This is a genomic window from Thermostichus sp. MS-CIW-23 (genome assembly GCF_054059455.1).
Genome location: NZ_JBSSCC010000047.1, coordinates 1 through 17659, shown reverse-complemented (window position 1 = coordinate 17659; position 17659 = coordinate 1). Strand labels below are relative to the sequence as shown.

19 protein-coding genes are annotated in these 17659 nt (G+C 56.8%); 9 read left to right on the top strand and 10 right to left on the bottom strand.

The window, feature by feature from the left end; genetic code table 11:
* Positions 1-145: 145 nt before the first annotated feature.
* The gene (locus ACVW0B_RS12805; RefSeq protein WP_011431781.1) at positions 146-679 is read right to left on the bottom strand and encodes a thermonuclease family protein; all 534 of its coding nucleotides are present in this window, start codon (positions 677-679) and stop codon (positions 146-148) included.
* A 202-nt stretch (positions 680-881) separates the two neighbouring features.
* On the bottom strand, positions 882-1010 hold the full coding sequence (locus ACVW0B_RS12800; protein WP_414328685.1) for a hypothetical protein: 129 nt from the start codon (positions 1008-1010) through the stop codon (positions 882-884).
* A 492-nt stretch (positions 1011-1502) separates the two neighbouring features.
* Here ACVW0B_RS12800 and ACVW0B_RS12795 point away from each other — a divergent pair, with 492 nt between their 5' ends.
* Both ACVW0B_RS12795 and ACVW0B_RS12790 read left to right on the top strand, forming a co-directional pair.
* A complete protein-coding gene (locus tag ACVW0B_RS12795) occupies positions 1503-2090 on the top strand; it encodes a CPBP family intramembrane glutamic endopeptidase (RefSeq protein WP_457491865.1) in 588 nt (195 codons plus the stop codon).
* Between the two features lie 120 nt (positions 2091-2210).
* Positions 2211-3056, top strand: a complete 846-nt coding sequence (locus ACVW0B_RS12790; protein WP_457491866.1) for an alpha/beta hydrolase — start codon at positions 2211-2213, stop codon at positions 3054-3056.
* 79 nt (positions 3057-3135) lie between these two features.
* On the opposite strand, the gene ACVW0B_RS12785 is transcribed toward ACVW0B_RS12790, so the two are convergent.
* A complete protein-coding gene (locus ACVW0B_RS12785) occupies positions 3136-4191 on the bottom strand; it encodes a hypothetical protein (protein WP_457491864.1) in 1056 nt (351 codons plus the stop codon).
* Between the two features lie 292 nt (positions 4192-4483).
* On the opposite strand from ACVW0B_RS12785, the gene ACVW0B_RS12780 reads away from it, so the two are divergent.
* Positions 4484-5134 carry a peroxiredoxin gene (locus ACVW0B_RS12780; RefSeq protein ID WP_414418879.1) on the top strand — a complete coding sequence of 217 codons (651 nt, stop codon included), beginning with the start codon at positions 4484-4486 and terminating at the stop codon, positions 5132-5134.
* A 184-nt stretch (positions 5135-5318) separates the two neighbouring features.
* Here ACVW0B_RS12780 and scpB read toward each other — a convergent pair whose 3' ends face one another.
* A complete protein-coding gene (gene scpB, locus ACVW0B_RS12775; RefSeq protein WP_457491863.1) occupies positions 5319-5888 on the bottom strand; it encodes an SMC-Scp complex subunit ScpB in 570 nt (189 codons plus the stop codon).
* A 99-nt stretch (positions 5889-5987) separates the two neighbouring features.
* Positions 5988-8144, bottom strand: a complete 2157-nt coding sequence (locus tag ACVW0B_RS12770; protein ID WP_457491862.1) for an NAD(P)H-quinone oxidoreductase subunit 5 — start codon at positions 8142-8144, stop codon at positions 5988-5990.
* A gap of 336 nt (positions 8145-8480) precedes the next feature.
* Here ACVW0B_RS12770 and ACVW0B_RS12765 point away from each other — a divergent pair, with 336 nt between their 5' ends.
* Positions 8481-8837 (top strand): single-stranded DNA-binding protein, encoded by a 357-nt coding sequence (locus ACVW0B_RS12765; protein WP_414328679.1) that lies wholly within the window; start codon positions 8481-8483, stop codon positions 8835-8837.
* 25 nt (positions 8838-8862) lie between these two features.
* On the opposite strand, the gene ACVW0B_RS12760 is transcribed toward ACVW0B_RS12765, so the two are convergent.
* Complete coding sequence (locus tag ACVW0B_RS12760; protein ID WP_457491861.1) at positions 8863-9711, bottom strand: cobalt-precorrin-6A reductase; 849 nt, start codon at positions 9709-9711, stop codon at positions 8863-8865.
* Here ACVW0B_RS12760 and ACVW0B_RS12755 point away from each other — a divergent pair.
* The 3 genes from ACVW0B_RS12755 to ispG are packed head-to-tail and all read left to right on the top strand — an operon-like array spanning position 9710 to position 12371.
* Positions 9710-10225, top strand: coding sequence for a bifunctional nuclease family protein (locus ACVW0B_RS12755; RefSeq protein WP_457491860.1), 516 nt, complete (start codon positions 9710-9712; stop codon positions 10223-10225). The two genes, ACVW0B_RS12760 and ACVW0B_RS12755, sit on opposite strands and share 2 nt — an antisense overlap.
* Positions 10226-10270: 45 nt before the next feature.
* On the top strand, positions 10271-11092 hold the full coding sequence (locus tag ACVW0B_RS12750) for an MOSC domain-containing protein (RefSeq protein WP_457491859.1): 822 nt from the start codon (positions 10271-10273) through the stop codon (positions 11090-11092).
* A 49-nt stretch (positions 11093-11141) separates the two neighbouring features.
* Complete coding sequence (gene ispG / locus ACVW0B_RS12745; protein ID WP_457482113.1) at positions 11142-12371, top strand: (E)-4-hydroxy-3-methylbut-2-enyl-diphosphate synthase; 1230 nt, start codon at positions 11142-11144, stop codon at positions 12369-12371.
* Between the two features lie 69 nt (positions 12372-12440).
* Here ispG and ACVW0B_RS12740 read toward each other — a convergent pair whose 3' ends face one another.
* Positions 12441-12881 carry a hypothetical protein gene (locus tag ACVW0B_RS12740; RefSeq protein WP_457491858.1) on the bottom strand — a complete coding sequence of 147 codons (441 nt, stop codon included), beginning with the start codon at positions 12879-12881 and terminating at the stop codon, positions 12441-12443.
* A gap of 75 nt (positions 12882-12956) precedes the next feature.
* Between ACVW0B_RS12740 and ACVW0B_RS12735 the strand changes: the two genes are divergently transcribed.
* Positions 12957-13628 carry a hypothetical protein gene (locus tag ACVW0B_RS12735; RefSeq protein ID WP_414355425.1) on the top strand — a complete coding sequence of 224 codons (672 nt, stop codon included), beginning with the start codon at positions 12957-12959 and terminating at the stop codon, positions 13626-13628.
* 205 nt (positions 13629-13833) lie between these two features.
* Positions 13834-14130: a DUF2470 domain-containing protein gene (locus ACVW0B_RS12730; RefSeq protein WP_011431796.1), complete on the top strand. Its 297-nt coding sequence runs from the start codon at positions 13834-13836 to the stop codon at positions 14128-14130.
* A gap of 19 nt (positions 14131-14149) precedes the next feature.
* Here the strand turns inward: ACVW0B_RS12730 and grxC are convergent, their stop codons facing one another.
* The 3 genes from grxC to ACVW0B_RS12715 form a co-directional block, all read right to left on the bottom strand.
* On the bottom strand, positions 14150-14410 hold the full coding sequence (grxC, locus tag ACVW0B_RS12725) for a glutaredoxin 3 (protein WP_011431797.1): 261 nt from the start codon (positions 14408-14410) through the stop codon (positions 14150-14152).
* 92 nt (positions 14411-14502) lie between these two features.
* Positions 14503-17298 carry a DNA polymerase I gene (polA, locus tag ACVW0B_RS12720; RefSeq protein ID WP_457491857.1) on the bottom strand — a complete coding sequence of 932 codons (2796 nt, stop codon included), beginning with the start codon at positions 17296-17298 and terminating at the stop codon, positions 14503-14505.
* A gap of 28 nt (positions 17299-17326) precedes the next feature.
* A complete protein-coding gene (locus tag ACVW0B_RS12715) occupies positions 17327-17557 on the bottom strand; it encodes a hypothetical protein (protein WP_414355428.1) in 231 nt (76 codons plus the stop codon).
* Positions 17558-17659: the final 102 nt, after the last annotated feature.

The following is a 17659-nucleotide window of genomic DNA, read 5'->3' as shown; positions in this document are numbered from 1 at the left end:
AACAGAAAGATCAACTGGTAGTAATCCGTACTGAACATATTATACATTATTTTCAGTATAGTTGAGCTTATTATTGACTAGAGTCATGCTCTTTCCTCTCTGCTCCCTTGAAGATTAAAGAACTGAAGTTCAGTATAAAGCCAACTCAGAGACGGCTCCAAATGCCAAGGCGCTCCTGCTGGGCTTTTTCTTGTAGGCCACCGTAGTAGCTGTCGTACTTGATGTTGTGGCTGTAGGGGATGATGCGGGCCAGGCCATTGCGCACCAACATGGCGTTCATCTGATGGCCTTCTAACCAGACATAGGCCTCCACCAAGCCCGTAGCATCTACGTTGCGCAGCAACTTATCCCCTTCCAGCTTGACGGTGCGGTAGAGGATGCGCTCCCGCATCAGTTCAATGGCTTGCTGGTAATAGGGGTTTTCTTCCGGGCTGAGACCCTCGATCCCGGCCAACCGGATTAGGCGCATCTTCTGTTCCCCTTCGATTTGCACCACTAGGGTGTCGCCGTTGACCACCCGCACCACAACCGCATCTGGGTAGCGATCGAAGCGGTGGTTGTCGAAGTAGAACGGGGTATCGGGAACGACCCGGGGCTCTCCAAACCCGTGGCTGGGAAGGACGGGTATGGCCAGAAGCAATCCCAATGCAGCAGAGCCGAGAGCAATACGCTGGAACATGACCTTAATCCCCCACTTTGGACGCAGCCCCCTCTTCTTTTCCCGCCGGGGAGTTTCCGGTGGCAACGCTCAAAGTGTAATGGTAGCGGCAACTCTCCAGAAAACAATCCCACCGCAGATTTGAATTGGCCAGCAGTAGATCCGCCGTTGGTTGGGTTGCCCAAGGCTCCCAGGCGACTGAGCCATTCCTGCTCGCTTTTCTTCAGTTCCCCGGCTCTCCCCGCAGTTGCTGGGCAAATTTGTCGGCGAACTTGTCGCTGTCGAAGCGAGCCTGCGCGTTTTGAATGGCTTGGTGAATGCGCCGCTCGGTCGCGTCCGTGGTGCGGAGCACTTTGCACCCATCTCGGGTGTGGGTATTTGGGGTATAGCCGGGCTGAGGGTAAAAGCTTGGAAGCCCTTCTCTACTCTAAGCCTTGAATCACGTTTTTCTTTCTGCTTCTCCCAAGGCGGCTCCGGCGGTCGTTGCCAAGGTATTAAAAGTTCCACGGCTCCTGCTCTCTTTGGGAGACATTCTGAACTCAAAAAGAGGCTCTGGGGTGGTTATTTGTAGAACCCAAGCTACTACGCGGGTACAGCGGGGCAAGTTTCCGGAGAGGTTATCAAGCGCTACACAGAGGCTCAGAAGACAGAGCAAGGGGGCGATTGAGTCCCTTTGGTCACACTCAAGGCTCATATCCATGCTGGCTTACAAGCTGAGGCAGTTTTGAGGGACGCTCTGTAGCTGCTGTCAACCTGCCGTGAACCTAGGACCGCTGAGATAAACGATGATAAAAACAGCAGCTGCTGTTAACCCTCCGGAGTTCGAAGCCTAGGGATCCCCTCCATGACTTCCCAGACCCAGCCCTGCACGCGCGAACAGATCTTAAACGGGATGGGCATCACCACCCTGTTCTCGGCTCTCATTGTGGGTCTCTGGATCTGGCTGGGATCCTCCTTTCCCGTGCCGTTTCGCTGGGATCCCCTAGCCTTGGCGTGGGGAACGGGGCTGGGGCTAGGGGTGGCTCTGCTCAGCGGGGGGGTTTACCGGTTCTGGCCGGCTTATCGTCGGGCAGCCACTGCCTATTTACACTGGGTGGCGGATCCCTTGCGGTGGGGAGATGTCTTTTGGGTGGGCCTGCTGCCGGGCTGGAGCGAGGAATGGCTGTTTCGCGGCGTGTTGATGTCCCTGCTGGTGGCCAGCCCCTTGGGGTGGACAGGCGGGATCCTGCTGAGTGGCCTCTTGTTTGGCGCCTTGCATTGGTTGGGATGGCAAGGCTGGCCTTATGCCGTCTGGGCCGGTGGGGTCGGCATCCTCATGGGGATCGGCTTGTGGCTGTCGGGAAACCTGTTGGTCACCATTGTCGCCCACACCCTTGTCAACTGGATTGGGGTTTGTGCCTGGAAATGCTTTTTCTCTCAAGCGGAGCCCTGAAGGATGCAGTTTTCCTGCTCCCCTCTTCCCTTATGGGAAAGGGGTTGCCTGTAAGCAGCGCAGAACCTTGGGCAAGTGCTGCAAATTGAGCTTAACTTACTTGTCGATGCCTTCCTGTCAATGCCCCACCGAGATCTCCTACAACTAGTTTGGGGATCCTTCCCATGGCTGCGCGTGGGGCGATCCTTGCTGCTGGTCGGGCTGGTGGTGTACGGCTACCTGCTCTGGCTGGGCTGGTTTCAATCGGAGCGAATGATCTTTTTGCCTCGTCCCGCCAGCTATCGAGATGGGGACGCCATTCTCAAGCTCACGACCTCTGATGGGCTGCAGATTTCAGCGGTATATCTGCCCAATCCGGCTGCTGCTTATACCCTCCTCTATAGCCATGGCAACGCTGAAGACTTGGGGGATATCCTGCCCCGCTTGGTGCACCTGCAGCAGGCTGGGTTTGGCGTCTTGGCCTACGACTACCGCGGCTACGGCACCAGCGAAGGGATCCCTTCCGAGGCCGGCGCTTACAAAGATATCGAGGCCGCTTACACTTACCTAGTTGCCCAAGGGATCCCGCCGGAGCGGATCTTGGTCTATGGAAGATCAGTAGGGGGCGGGCCCTCGGTTTACCTGGCAGCGCAAAAACCAGTGGGCGGCCTGATCCTGGAATCTACTTTCGTGACTGCCTTCCGCGTCTTGACGCGCATCCCGCTGCTACCTTTCGATCGCTTCGACAACCTCAGCCGCATGGCCAAGATCAATTGCCCGCTGCTAATTTTGCACGGTACCCAGGATCGTCTAATCCCCTTCTGGCATGCTGAAGCCCTTTACCAAGCAGCACGGGATCCCAAACGCTTGGTGCCCATCGAGGGAGCCGATCACAACAACTTGCTGCAGGTGGCCAGAGAGCGCTATGTCACCATCCTGCACCAATTCGTAGCCGAGCTGGTGGATCCCAAGCTGCAGGCAGGCTGAGCAGCAACTGCCAATGTTCCCTTCCTTGCGTAACTGGGAGGTCGCGAGCGGGAATAGGAATGGTGGCGTTAACTGGCCTTTAAGCTTTTTGAGCCAGCAATTCTTGCAACAGATTCTGCGCCGTCTCCATAAAGCGCATCACATCGGGCTGATGGCTCCAGATGGGGTCATTTTCAGGAAAAACCTCCAGCGAGAACATACCCTGCACTGCCTGGAGGTAGGGCAGCAGGACGGCATAGCTGGCCTGGCTGAGACCAGACCTCAGAACCTTATCCAAGAGCTTGAGCATCTGCCGTACCAGCTCCCAGCTCACTTTCAAAGGGGGGTAGAGCATCACACAGAGGGGAAACAGCTCCTGCTGGATAGCCGCCATGCTGCCTTCTAGGGCACAGAGGCCCAAGTACACCTGAAACATCTCCACATCGCGGATGCTGGAAATCCGCACGTTCAGATCTGTCAAGGGACCGCTTTCGCAGTGATAGTCCGGAAAACGTTGGGCTACCTCGGCACAAATGGACTCTGCCACGCTGGTAACCAGGGGCAAGAGCTCTTGAATAGCAGCCAAAGGCGCAGAAAAGTGATCGCCTGCCTGGGCGGCAGCGGCCTCGTACATCCTCTGCAAAGGCATGTACAGGTGGTCATCCATAACCTTCAAGTAGGGGTGGAAGAGACCCCGCTCCTGGGGCAGCAGAGCCTGCAGGACCATTTGCCCCGTGTAGTGAAATTGCATGCTTAAAAAGCCAAGTACCCGCGGATCCGGCTTGCTGTAGCGAGCCCGCAGCTGGCCACAAGATGGCGCGATCTTTACCGAAAAGCGGGCTGGTGAGAGGCCCTCCCCACAACTTGCTGCTGCCTTTTCAAATAACTCCTGGGAATCCTCGGCAATTTGCCAGGGATCAATCAAGTCCGGATCCAGCCGCTGCCTCGGTATTTCAGCAGCCAAGAGCCGCTCCGTCTTCGCCCAGGCCTGGGAGCTGGCAAAGCGCAAAGATCCCTTCACCTTGTCAGCTAGAGGGGCGCCTGGCAGCTCGCCCAAGGCAGCCTGTGCCCGTAGCTCGTCTACATATTTTTGCGCCCACAGGGTGGCCAAGCTGCAAGGTGTAACGGTTTCTGCGTCTTGCCTCAATTCTTCCATGGCCTACCTTACGTCAGAGGATCTAGTGCTACCTAGCATACTTCTAGGGGGCTACCGCTGCAGCAAAGAACTTAAGGAACGTTAAGATCCGCGCAGCAATTGTTTACGTTCTGCCTGGGCGCAAGGCGTCAGGGAAGAGGAGGAGCACTCCCTCCCGCCAGCAAGAATCTTAAAATCACCTGCAATCCGCTCGGAAAAGTGGAGTTATGTGGCAAGATCGGGAGGGATCGGATCGAAGGATTCGGATCCCTGTCTCACCGGATTGAACCCTTTTACGGAGGATCAAGAGCGTATGTCTCTCCGACTTGGCGATACTGCTCCCAATTTCACGCAAAAGTCTACCCACGGCGAAATTGACTTCTACTCTTGGGCTGGAGATAGCTGGGTGGTGCTGTTCTCTCACCCCGCCGATTACACGCCGGTCTGCACCACAGAGCTGGGCACCGTTGCCAAGCTGATGCCCGAATTTGAAAAGCGGGGTGTGAAGGTGATCGCCCTCAGTGTGGACGATGTGGACTCCCACGTGGGCTGGGTAAAAGACATCGAGGAAACCCAGAACACCACCCTGAACTATCCCATCTTGGCGGATGCAGACCGCAAGGTTTCTCAGCTCTACGACATGTTGGATCAAACCAACATCAACCAAGAAGGGCTGCCCCTGACGGTGCGCTCGGTGTTCATCATCGATCCCAACAAGAAGATACGCCTCATTCTTACCTACCCGGCCAGCACAGGCCGCAACTTCGACGAGCTCCTGCGGGTGATCGATGCCCTGCAGTTGACGGATAAGTATAACGTTGTCACTCCCGCCGACTGGAAAGACGGTGACGATGTCATCATTCCGCCTTCGCTGAAAGATCCGGAAGTGCTGAAAGAGAAGTTCCCAAAAGGCTACAAGGAAATTAAGCCCTATTTGCGGGTCACCCCTCAGCCCAACAAGTAGAAGTCTCAGCAATCGAACCTACTTTCGGCTGATCCCTTCTCTGCCGAAGCTGCGCTCCCCTCGATTTGGATCCCCGACCAGGGGATCCTTTTTTATTTCAAGCCAGATTGAGACACTTTCCCTTTGGGAGAGAGGAGTTAGGGATCCCTCATTTTGCAGTTGGGGAAAGTTTATTCTTCAAAGTTTATTCTTCGGGGAAAGAAGCCGCCTCTGCTGCTTTTTTGGCCAGCTCATCTACCGTGAAGTAGCGATGAAACTTATCGGTCACCCGCAACCAAGGGGAACGGCAGCCTTCTTTGCGATAGCGGGTAACGAAGCCTTTTTCTACCAGCTCTGCCACGTGCTGATAAGCACCTTGACCGCGCAACTCCACCAAATCGGCTTGCGAGAGCGGGCCACGCAGAATGATTGTAGCCAGGGTACGGGTAGCACCCACCCCAATTTCAGGGGGTAAAAGCTGGTTGGCCAGCTCCAAAAACGGCTCCCGCAACTGCAGGGCAAACCCCTCCTCCAGCTGTAAGACCTCCAAGGCAGAATCACGGTGGGCATAGTCTTCCATTAATTCCAGCAGCGCATCGTAGGCTTCGTCGCGACTGCAATGGGCCAACTGGGCCAGGGCCGATAGCTCCAGAGGCTGCCCCTTCAAATAGAGGATTGCTTCGATCCGATTTTTCAGGGCAAAGACACGCTCCCTCTGACCTTGCTTTTCCGCCAACAAGGGATGCGAAATCGACTTAAGAGAACGCGGGGCCATTGCAACAAGGGATCCGCTCAACTTGCTCCGTAGCATAGCAGCAGTTCTAGGCTGAGGGATCCCTTGGCCAAGCAGGCCGGATCCATCCTCGCCTTCGAGCTAGAACCCTACCCCTGATGCCACCACCATCACCACCACCGCTGCAAAGATAATCAAAGCGTAAAACTGGGCCTTGCCGCTCTCCAGGTATTTCATCGCCTCGCCGCTCACCATGGTCACCAAGCCCGTCAGGTTGACCACACCATCCACAATGCGGCTGTCCACCTCCAGCGCCTCCCGTGCCACGAAGCGGGTGCCCTGCACAAAGACTCGCTCATAGAGGTCGTCAATGTACCACTTGTTGAGGGAGAAGTAGTAGAGCGGCTGCAGGCTTTGGGGGAAGGTGCCCGGGTCGATGCGCTTTTGCCAGTAGATCAAGCTGGCCAAGGTGATGCCGATCAGCCCAATGCCCACGGAGCTACCCGCCATGATTAGAAACTCTGCCCAATCGAAATGGCCCGCCAGCACCTCCTGCCACTCTGCTGCCACCAGCGGTAAAATCGAGCCTGCCTCTGCCACAGACTCAGCCGGCGGGTGGATGAAAGCTTCAAAGAAGTTGGCAAAAGGGGTGCCCACCAGGCCAATCAGCACAGAAGGGACGGCCAGAGCCAACAGCGGGAAGGTCATCGACCAAGGGGACTCATGGGGCTCTGAGGCATGGGCATCTCCGTCGTGCAGGTTTTCGTGGGCTTCAGGATGGCTGCTGGGCTGGGGTTTTTCTTGAATGTTCATGGCTCCAGGGCCAAAGGCCGGTTGTTTCCCCGCGAAAACATAGGCAAAAGCTGGCACAGGACGGCCCTGGCTGATGGCCACCTCCTGCCGCAGTCTCAGGTTGGTGCCGCGAAACTCCCCTTCGAAGGTGAGGAAGTAGATGCGGAACATGTAGAAGGCGGTGATCCCGGCGGTGAGGAAGCCCACCCCCCACAGAGCTGGGTTCCGTTCGAAAACAGCGCCCAAGATCTCGTCTTTAGACCAAAAGCCGGCGAAGGGCGGGATCCCACAAATGGCCAACGTGCCGATCAAAAACGTGATGGCCGTAACCGGCATGTATTTGCGCAGCCCCCCCATCAGGCGCATGTCTTGGGCCAGAACCGGGTCATGGCCGACCACCGCTTCCATGCCGTGGATAACCGAGCCAGAGCACAAAAAGAGCATCGCCTTAAAGTAGGCGTGGGTCATCAGGTGAAACAGGCCCGCCCCATAGGCGCCGCACCCCATGGCCATGACCATGTAGCCCAGCTGGGAAATGGTGGAGTAGGCCAAGCCTTTTTTGATGTCGTTTTGGGTGATGGCAATGGTGGCCCCCAAGAAGGCTGTGCCCGCCCCCGTCCAGGCGATGATGTCCATGGCCACCGGGATCCCTTCCAGCACCGGGAACATGCGGGCCAAGAGGAATACCCCAGCCGCCACCATCGTGGCTGCGTGGATGAGAGCCGAGATAGGCGTGGGACCTTCCATAGCATCCGGCAACCACACATGCAGCGGGAACTGGGCCGACTTGGCCACCGGCCCCAAGAACACCAACACCGCAAACAGGGCAATCAAGCTGCTGCTCACTGCCCCGCTAGCCAGCATCTCCTGCAAGTTGCGCCCGATCTCGTCAAACGCGAAGGTACCGGAAATCCAGTAAAAACCTAAGATGCCCAACAGCAGGCCGAAATCTCCCACCCGGTTGACCACAAACGCCTTTTGCGCTGCTTCTGCCGCTGCCTGCCGGTCGTGCCAAAAGCCGATGAGCAGGTAGGAGCACATCCCCACCAGCTCCCAGAAGATATAGATCTGCACCAGGTTGGGGCTGACCACCAAGCCCAGCATCGAGGAGCTAAATAAGCTCAGGTAGGCGTAGAAACGCACATAGCCGGGATCGTGGGCCATGTAGCCATGGGAGTAGATCTGCACCAGAAAGGCCACCGTGGTCACCACCACCAGCATCATGGCGCTCAGGTGATCCACGACAAAGCCCATGTCCACCGAGAAGGATCCCGCCTGGGCCCAGGTGATGGTTCTGAGGACGGTTTCGTGCCCTTGCACCTGGCTGACCAAAAGGGCAAAGGCATGAACCATCGCCGTCCCGGTCGCGAACACGCTCAAAAAGGCAGCCAAAGAGCGGTTGGCCCTTGTCCAGGCGTTGAACATCAGGATACCTAAGCCGAGGAGAAAGGCTGCCACCAAAGGATAGACGGGGATCAACCAGGCGTATGTGTAGATGAATTCCATGGGAAATGCTTCCGAATGCGTCCTCTCACAGCAACGAACCTGCTCTGCTAGCCCTGCAATTGGCCGGTGGGAGTGTCTGGTGGGCTGGCATTTGCTCAACTGCTTCTGCCATTGTAAACTTTTGCGACAGAGTGCGGATCCGGATCCCGAGCATCAAGTCCATCACAGCAGAGGCTTTTCCCAGAGATCAATCGGGATCCCCGCAGTTGAATCTGTAGATATCCTAAAGAATCGGCTCTGAGCCCAAGCTGACGGTCGCAAGCAAAAAGATGACAGGGATCCCTTGCGAGCGCTACAACGAAGGCTAGATCTACTGGCGGTCTGGAGAAACTACCCATGAGCTTGAACCTGGTGACCCTGGTGGGGCGAGCCGGCATGGATCCGGAGGTGCGCTACTTTGAGTCGGGCAGGGTGGTGTGCACCTTCAGCCTGGCGGTGAACCGATTCCGCAAAGGAGAAGACAAGCCCGATTGGTTCAGCCTAGAGTTGTGGGGCCGCACTGCCGAGGTGGCCGGAGAGTATGTGCGCAAAGGCAGTCTTATCGGAGTAACGGGCAGCCTCAAGTTCGATCGCTGGAAAGACAAATCCACCGGAGAAGAGCGCCAGAGGCCCATCATCGCTGTAGATCGCCTAGAACTGCTGGGATCCCGTCAAGACCGCGACTCCAACCTGCCCCCCGAAGAGCCGTTTTGACTTGTCTGGCCGGAGCCGGGCAACCTCAAGGTTTGGCTCTGCCCAAGCATCGCCTGCATTCCTGCACCACCTCTGTCAAATCCTGACTGCACCAGGGATAGTCCAACGGGGGTCGCCGGATCACCCACAGAGGGATCCCCAGGGTTTTGGCCACTGCCTGTTTGATCCCCAGCCCACCTGCTTCCCCAGAGGCTTTGCTGATCACCACCTGAGGGCTGAGCTGTTGCCAAAGCTGTAGTTCCTGCTCCAAGCTGAGGGGTAAGCGCATCCCAATCACCCGCTCGGCAGGGATCCCGGCTTGCACCGCTTGGGGAACCGATTCCGGCAGCACCCGTGCCCACAGTTGGCAGCGATCTTGCCAAGGCACAAACAGGGGTAGGGCCTTCACTCCCACCGTCAGCAGCACCCGCCGCCCCGCCAGCACCGCCTCTGTGAGCACCCCCTGCCAGTCCGGCACCACCTGGACCCAGGGATCCAGCTCCAGAGGAGGGCGTTCGTAGCGCAGGTAGGGGATTCTCAGTTGGGCCGTCACCCGGATGGCCAGTTGCGAGATTTGCTGGGCAAAAGGATGAGAGGCATCCACCACCACGCAGATCCGGCGTTCTTGCAGGAATTCTTCCAGAGATGACGGCGAAAATCGGGTGACCACCACCTGACCGGGCAAATCCTGATACAGCCTTCTGGCCCCTTCAGTGGTGACGGTTGCCACCCAAGGGATCCCCTGCCGGCTGAGGGCGTCGGCCAAGCTGCGGCTCTCGCTAGTGCCCCCGATCAAGGCCACTTCAACTGGAATACCAACTGAGCTCATGGTGTGTTGCCAAACTTTGACGCCCGTAGATACGATCAAGATCACCGGCTGGAGGCAATTGCTCATGATCGAGATGCATGTGGCTGGGATTGCGGTCGATGCCGTCAACCAAAACCCCATTGTCATCCTGCGCGATGGCAGTGAGCGTCGTGCCCTGCCCATTTGGGTGGGAAAAGCAGAGGCCAACGCCATTTTGCAGGCCCTGGACGACCAAAAGCCACTGCGCCCCATGACCCATGATCTCATCCTCAATTCCTGGAAGACGTGGGGGATCAAGCTGGAGCGAGTCATCATTCACGCGTTGCTGGATAACACCTTCTACGCGGTGCTCGTCACCGTGAATGGTGACAAAAAACAAGAGATCGACTGCCGCCCCAGCGACGCCATTGCCCTCGCTCTGCGGGCCCATGTTCCCATCTGGACGGTGGAAGAGGTCATTGCGGAAGCCTCGATCCCCATGAACCAGGATGCCGACGAGGCGGAGCGGGAGGCCTTTCGCAAGTTTGTAGAAAATGTAACCCCCAGAGACTTTATCCGCAGCTACCCCACGACCGACCATCCCACCGAAGCCGACAGTTAAGCAGCTAAGGCGGATCCCACCCCCAGGGATCCCGGCAGACAGGCCATGCCCCAGGTTGCCAGGTTAACGGTCTATCCCATCAAGTCCCTGGATGGGATCTCTTTGTCTGAGGTGAGGCTGACGGCGGGGGGAACTTTGGAAGGGGATCGCCGCTACGCCCTCTTGGATGCGGAGGGGAAGCGGGTGAACGGCAAGCGCCATGCTGCGGTCCACCGCCTGCGGGCCCGGTTTGATCCCCAGTTGGGCCAGGTGCAGTTGTGGGGGGATGGCAAGACGGCCCAGTTTGACCTGCAGCAGCAGCGGGATGCTTTACAAACTTGGCTCAGCGATTGGTTCGGTTTTCCGGTGCAACTGCTGGAGGAGCCTCTCAGGGGGTTTCCGGATGATCCCTATGCCAACGGCCCCACCCTGATCAGCATAGCCACTCTGGAGACGGTGGCCGGTTGGTTCCCCAACTTGACCCTGGAAGCGGTTCGGCAACGCTTTCGCATGAATATCGAGCTGTCGGATTGCTCTGCCTTTTGGGAGGATCGTCTCTTTGCCCGCGCAGATCAAGGGGTGCGCTTTCGCATCGGGGAAGTGGAGCTGCTGGGCCTTAACCCCTGCGCCCGCTGTGTGGTGCCCACCCGGGATCCCCTGAGCGGAGAGGCCTATCCCGGTTTTCAAAAGCACTTCGTAGCGCAACGGCAGAAAACCTTGCCACCCTGGGCCGAAGCCAGCCGCTTTGACCATTTCTATCGCCTTGGGATCAATACGTGGATCCCGAGAACGGAGACGGGCAAGCACCTGAGGGTTGGGGATCCCGTCGAAATCCTCGGGGTTGAACCCCTCAGCCTCTACCCTGAGCTGAATCGAACCCCAGGTTAGTTTCCGACCTACAATCAAGCTAGAGCAGCTCTTTTGGCTTGACCAAGCTATGCAAACCCTGGATCGGCCCAACGCCCCCCCCCAGCAGCCCTACCCAGAACCGGTCTATCCCCGTCGCCCCACCCGCACGGTGGCCGTAGCTGATGTGTTGATCGGCAGCCAGCACCCGGTGGTGGTACAGTCCATGATCAACGAGGACACCCTCGACATCGACGCAGCAGTAGCCGGGATCCGCCGTCTGCACGAGGCAGGCTCAGAGATTGTGCGGGTTACCGTTCCCAGCATGGCCCATGCCAAGGCGATGGAGGCGATTCGGGAGAAGCTGATCCAAACCTACAAGCCCGTGCCTTTGGTAGCCGATGTCCATCACAACGGCATCAAGATCGCCCTGGAAGTAGCCAAATACGTGGACAAGGTGCGCATCAATCCAGGGTTGTTCGTCTTTGAAAAACCTCAGCCCGGTCGCACAGAATATACCCAAGCCGAATTTGAGGCCATCCGCAACAAAATCCGGGAAACTTTCACCCCCCTTGTCCAGACCCTCAAAGCCCAGAACAAAGCCCTGCGCATCGGGGTAAATCATGGATCCCTGGCAGAGCGGATGCTCTTCACCTACGGGGATACGCCTGAGGGCATGGTGGAGTCGGCCCTGGAATTTGCCCAAATCTGCGCCGAGCAAGACTTTCACAATGTGGTGCTTTCCTTCAAGGCCTCCCGCCCGCAGGTCATGTTGGCGGCCTACCGGCTGGCAGCCCGTCGCTTCGATGCCCTGGGCCTGAATTACCCCTTCCACTTAGGTGTCACCGAGGCGGGCGATGGAGAATATGGGCGCATCAAGTCGGCGGTGGGGATCGGAACCCTCTTGGCTGAAGGGATCGGCGACACGATTCGGGTTTCTCTTACGGAAGCGCCGGAAAAGGAGATCCCGGTGGCCTACGGCATTTTGCAAGCTCTGAACCTGCGCAAAACCATGGTGGAGTATGTGGCCTGCCCTTCCTGTGGCCGCACCCTCTTCAATTTGGAGGAGGTGCTGCAGAAGGTGCGCGCCGCAACTCAGCATCTGGTGGGGCTAGACATTGCCGTCATGGGCTGCATTGTCAATGGGCCAGGAGAGATGGCCGACGCCGACTACGGCTACGTGGGCAAGACGCCGGGGGTGATCTCCCTCTACCGCGGCAAAGAGGAAGTGAAAAGGGTGCCGGAATCGGAAGGCGTGCAGGCGCTGATCGATCTGATCAAAGCCGATGGGCGCTGGGTGGATCCCCCTTCTTCCCATTAACTCTGCTTCCCCCTCAAGAGGCGACCTGCCCAGCCATCCTGCCGCGCTCTTGCTTTGCTGAGAAACTGGCTAGCGGCGTTTGCCACGCAGGGATTTGGCGCGGTTGTTCACCTGCCTTACAAACAGAGGCAGCAGGTGCGTCTGGATGTATTCAAACGCTGCTTGCAGACCTTCTTTTTCGTAAACCAGGCCGATTTCCGCCTCAACCTGCGTGGGATCCCTGAGGGCCGACAGAAATTGGTTGGAGGTCAGCCACGTGAAGAGTTCTGCGCGATTCAAGTCACAACTGGGCGGGGAAGGCACTTGCCAGTCTTGAGGTGGGCCAAGCAGCCACTGCCGGGCAAACAAGCTCAACACCGCATCCCCCAGCCAAGCCTTGTCGCGACGGGATCCCTCGTCCAACTGGGCCACCTGCTGTCTGATGGTCTGGCCGGTTGGGGAGAGATGGGATCCTGTCGGCATGGAAGTGGCAAGTGCGCAAGGACTGGCAGCAGACAAGCCCGGCGGCAAAGCGCCCCTGCCTCATTTTAAGATAGGGTCTGGCCCGTTGCAGATGGAGTGTGGCATTGTGAGGATCCTTGGAGCATGTTGTTGGAGCTAACCCCAGAAGAATGCGAATCGGTGATTCCGGTGGTGCCAACGCGCCTTCAGTATGCCGCTTACTGGAGCGATGCCCTCAAGAGCACGGGCCGTATCATCACGGCCATTTTGGTGGGTGTGGCGTTGCTGGTTCTTTCCCGCGCTTTCGGCGAGGGATCCTTTCTGGGGGCAATCGCCTTCCTGGTCGGGATTCTCTCGTTGCTCTATCCCTTCCTGTGGGGGCCGCTCTACACCATCTCCCGCCGTCAGCTAGCCTTTCGCGAGATTCCCTACGGGGGATTGTTTTTTGGGCAGGTGCTGCGCACTCGCCGCTACGAGGTGGTGGTGGAAGAGCGAGAAAAGCTGGATGAAGATGGCAACTTCTACATTGAAGAGGTGCGGGAGCGCCAGTTTGAGATGGAAATTGGCGATGAGACCGGAGTCGTCTATCGTGTGCGGGCCAAGGACGATCCCCGCTACAGGCGAATTGTCAAAAAGCAATCGGTGCTCGGGTTGGTGAAAGCCTATTCCCGCGATTTGCAGCGCCGGCCCACCTTGAGCGAGGTCTATGTGGTCAAGCTGGGGGAGTGGGTGGGAGATGTCTCCTATCTGGATCGGGAGGCTTTTTTGGATATGGCAGATGAGCTGTTGGAGCTACAGGCCCAAGGACAAGCTTGATCCCCTGGATCCCTGGTGTTCTCTGGGATGGAGGGGAAGGGATCCCTGCCTTTTTATTCTGAAACCTAAACGGCTGCCTATCCGGGAGCGCCGCTTTTAACGCTGGGTTAGCCGCATTATTGTACTGGCCAGGGGTAGGGTTGGGTAGTTTACTGTGGACTGGCGGGAGCTTTAAACTGAGGGCTGTAAGCTAAAAACAACTGCCATGGGCGATCCTCTCACCCCCCAAGTTAGCGAGCGCATCTGCAAGCACATGAACGAAGATCATGCCGATGCAATAGCCCTCTACGCCAGGGTCTTTGGCCAGGTGGAAGGAGTTACCCAAGCCCGCATGCAGGCCATTGACCCGGAAGGGATGGACTTGCGGGTGCAGGTCGACGGGGCCGTACAAACGCTGCGAATCCGCTTCGACCACCCTCTTCGGGACTCCGAGGACGCCCATCAAACCTTAATTGCCATGGTGAAGCAGGCTCGCGCTCAAGTTAAACAGGCTACAAAGTGATGAGAGATACAGTTGAGGCTTAGCTGGCCTGCTGTAGGAGCAGATCCAACTGGCCGCGAGCCTCTAGCGCGTAAAGATCGTCGCAGCCGCCGATATGCTGGTCGTTGATGAAAATTTGCGGCACCGAACGGCGGCCGTTGGCCCGCTTGGCCATTTCCGCCCGTGCTGCCTCGTCTCCATCGATGGCGTACTCGATATACTTCACGCCTTTGCGATCCAGCAGTTGCTTAGCCCGGATGCAAAAGGGACAAAAACGCCAGGTGTAAATCTCAACAGTCATAAGAAAACAACAAACGCTTTTACATAGCTTAACATTTTCACGGAGCCGGGATCCCCTTCTTTCCAGACCTGAAATTGTCTGTCGTCAATGATCTAATTCGCTTCCTTCCAATTGTGGCCAATTTGGATATCCACCACCAGCGGTATGGAGAGGGGCACTGCTCCTTCCATTTCCCTTTGGATCAGCGGTTTTAGGGCCTGCCATTCCGAGGGATCCACCTCAAACACCAGCTCATCATGCACTTGCAGGAGCAAGCGGGAACGAAAGTTCTGCAGCTTTTGCCGCAGGCGCACCATTGCTACTTTGATAATGTCCGAGGCGGATCCCTGAATGGGAGCATTCACAGCCGCCCGCAATTCCGCTTGTTTGCGATGGCCTGTCAGACGGGACAAATTGGGAAAATAGCGACGGCGACCCAAGATCGTTTCTACATAGCCATGCTTTTCCACAAAGGCTTCAGTGGAGCGCAGATAGGCGAAAATACCGGCGTAGCGCTCGTTAAATCGCTGTAAAAATTGCTTGGCTTCCGACAAAGAAACCCCCGCAGTGCGGGCAAAGCGCTGCGCTCCCATGCCATAGATCACCCCATAGTTGATCGTTTTGGCCAGGCGGCGTTCTTCGCTGGTTATTTCCTGTTTTTCCAGGAGCAGGCGGGCGGTTAGGGTATGCACATCTTCCCCTGAGCGAAAGCCTTCCAGCAAGGCAGGTTCTTGGCTGAGGTGGGCCAAAATGCGCAGCTCAATTTGAGAGTAATCTGCTGCCGCCAATAGCCATCCCTCTTGGGGAATAAAAGCTTGTCGAATCCGGCGACTGAACTCGGTGCGAATGGGAATATTTTGCAAGTTGGGGTTTGAGGAGCTGAGCCTGCCGGTGGCAGTAACGGTTTGGTTAAAGTCGGTGTGGACTCTGCCGGTATCGCTTCTTACCAGGGCAGGCAGAGCATCCACATAGGTCGATTTCAGCTTGGCCAAGGTGCGGTATTGCACGATGGTTTCGATGAGAGGATGATCCCCCTCTAGCTTTTCTAAAACTGAGGCATCAGTGGAATAGCCAGTAGCCGTTTTGCGGGTTTTGCGAATGTCCAATTTCAGCTTTTCAAAGAGCAGGGATCCCAGTTGTTTGGGAGAATTGAGGTTAAAGGTCTCTCCGGCCTGGGCATAGGCTTTCTGCTCCAAACTTTGCAGCTCTTGTTCCAGCTCTTGGGAAAATTGCCTCAGAAACTCGGTATCAACGCGAATGCCGATCCACTCCATCTCTTCCAAAACTTGGGCCAAGGGCAGCTCGACTTGAATAAAAAGATCCCACAGGCGTGGATCGGTTTTCTGCAGCTTTTCGGTGAGGATTGGCACCAGACGATAGGCACAATAGGCATCAGTTCCACAGTATTCTGCAACTTTGGAAATCGGGATATCGGCAATGGACTGTTCCTTGCCCAGCAACTTTTTGTAGCTGGTGGTTGGCAAACCCAAATGGGTAGCTGCCAAATCGGCCAAGTTGTGGCTGGCTTCTGGATCCAAAACGTAGCTGGCCAACATGGGATCAAACTGGATCCCTTGCAGGCGGATCCCGTGGGCGCGGAAAATGCTCAGGTCGTACTTACAGTTTTGTAGGCTTTTGGGTCGGTTGGGATCTTCCCAAAGGGGTTGCAGGCTTTGTTTAACCAGCTCCCAATCCAGGTTGGATCCCTGGCGGTGGCCGATGGGCAAGTAGGCGATATCTCCCTCTGACCAACAACAGCCGATCCCCACCAATTGGGCATCCCGTGGATCTAGACTGGTGGTTTCAGTATCCCAAGCTACAATCCCTGGGCAGGCCAGCAGCTCTTGCCGCAAAAGCTCCAGTTGCTCCGGCGTATCGATGATGCGCACCGCCGGCAGAGAAGGGACGGGATCGAGGGCAAAATCAAACCACAGGGCTTCGTCAGGAGCGTTTGCGGGATCCCCGGTGGGATTAAAAGCGCCAACCACCTCTGCCTCGGTTGGGATCCCCCCCAAAGCCGTTTGTATTTTGCGCACTTGGGCGATGAAGCTGTGAAACTCCAATTTTTCCAGCAGCGGCAGCAATTCTTCTTGATCGAAGCCGGTTAATTTCATGTTCTCCCAGTCGGGAGAAAGAGGAACGTCGCATTTGATCCGAGCCATAAATTGCGAGTGATGGGCCGCCGGGATCCCTTCTTTGAGGTATTGCTGGACTTTTCCTTGGATCTCGTCCAGGTGGTCGAAAATTTCATCCAAACTGCCGTAGCGCTCCAGCAGCTCCACAGCTCGCTTGGGGCCGATCCCTTTCACCCCGGGAATGTTGTCAGAAGGGTCACCACAGAGGGCCTTATAATCCACCACCTGCCAAGGCCAGATGCCCAATTTTTCTTTCACTTGTTCGGGGCCAAACTCGCTGATGCGATCTTTGCTGTTGAGGTGCAAAACCCGAACTCTTCCATCGGTATCGATCAACTGGAACAGATCTTGATCGCCACTTAAGATCTGCACCCGGTAATCTTGGGGGGCTAGCCTACTGAGGGTGCCCAAAATGTCATCGGCTTCAAAACCAGGCACCACCAAAATCGGGATGCGTAGTGCCGTCAACACCTGCTTCAGGTTCTCCACATCTTCGATAAACTCCGGTGGCGTTTCCGGGCGGCCTGATTTGTAGGTTTCGTCGGCCTCGTGGCGAAAAGTGGGCTGCCGTGTATCAAAGGCAACGGCTACATGGGTAGGGGTGTATTTGTCCAAGACTTCTAACAGCGATTTCAAAAAGCCAAAGCTGACGCTGGTGGGGATCCCAGTGGAAGTGCGCAACCCCCCCTCGCGGCTGTAGGCAAAGGCGTAGAAGGAGCGATAGGCCAGAGAGTGACCATCCACCAGCAGCAGTGTTGGAGTTTGCCAAGCCATCAGCTGATACCTTGAGGGTGAATCTAGCCTATCGGATCTGGGCTATGGGCAGAAGGGATCCCACATCCGTCTCAAGAACTCGAGCGGCGGGCTGCTGCCGACACCCAATGGCAACTTCTGTAATCACAATCTGTAGGCACAATCTGTAATCACAACTGGCTAGGACGAGATCCAAAAGCCCATCGACGGGCCCGCCAACCCTGATTTCCGTTTTGCGGGCTACAATGCTCATGCCCATTTTTTCAATTGGTTGGCTCAATCGGCAATACAGCCTGTTAAGGGCTCAAGGGGTACAATAGCAGCACTTAGCAAACCAACTTCGGAAGGAGGATGGATTGATCAGTAGTAAAGAAGTCTTCAC

Coding starts and splice junctions, on each gene's coding strand:
- ACVW0B_RS12805 (WP_011431781.1), bottom strand. CDS start 679: ATGTTCCAGCGTATTGCTCTCGGCTCTGCTGCATTGGGATTGCTTCTG.
- ACVW0B_RS12795 (WP_457491865.1), top strand. CDS start 1,503: ATGACTTCCCAGACCCAGCCCTGCACGCGCGAACAGATCTTAAACGGG.
- ACVW0B_RS12790 (WP_457491866.1), top strand. CDS start 2,211: ATGCCCCACCGAGATCTCCTACAACTAGTTTGGGGATCCTTCCCATGG.
- ACVW0B_RS12785 (WP_457491864.1), bottom strand. CDS start 4,191: ATGGAAGAATTGAGGCAAGACGCAGAAACCGTTACACCTTGCAGCTTG.
- ACVW0B_RS12780 (WP_414418879.1), top strand. CDS start 4,484: ATGTCTCTCCGACTTGGCGATACTGCTCCCAATTTCACGCAAAAGTCT.
- scpB (WP_457491863.1), bottom strand. CDS start 5,888: ATGGCCCCGCGTTCTCTTAAGTCGATTTCGCATCCCTTGTTGGCGGAA.
- ACVW0B_RS12770 (WP_457491862.1), bottom strand. CDS start 8,144: ATGGAATTCATCTACACATACGCCTGGTTGATCCCCGTCTATCCTTTG.
- ACVW0B_RS12765 (WP_414328679.1), top strand. CDS start 8,481: ATGAGCTTGAACCTGGTGACCCTGGTGGGGCGAGCCGGCATGGATCCG.
- ACVW0B_RS12755 (WP_457491860.1), top strand. CDS start 9,710: ATGATCGAGATGCATGTGGCTGGGATTGCGGTCGATGCCGTCAACCAA.
- ACVW0B_RS12760 (WP_457491861.1), bottom strand. CDS start 9,711: ATGAGCAATTGCCTCCAGCCGGTGATCTTGATCGTATCTACGGGCGTC.
- ACVW0B_RS12750 (WP_457491859.1), top strand. CDS start 10,271: ATGCCCCAGGTTGCCAGGTTAACGGTCTATCCCATCAAGTCCCTGGAT.
- ispG (WP_457482113.1), top strand. CDS start 11,142: ATGCAAACCCTGGATCGGCCCAACGCCCCCCCCCAGCAGCCCTACCCA.
- ACVW0B_RS12735 (WP_414355425.1), top strand. CDS start 12,957: ATGTTGTTGGAGCTAACCCCAGAAGAATGCGAATCGGTGATTCCGGTG.
- ACVW0B_RS12730 (WP_011431796.1), top strand. CDS start 13,834: ATGGGCGATCCTCTCACCCCCCAAGTTAGCGAGCGCATCTGCAAGCAC.
- grxC (WP_011431797.1), bottom strand. CDS start 14,410: ATGACTGTTGAGATTTACACCTGGCGTTTTTGTCCCTTTTGCATCCGG.
- polA (WP_457491857.1), bottom strand. CDS start 17,298: ATGGCTTGGCAAACTCCAACACTGCTGCTGGTGGATGGTCACTCTCTG.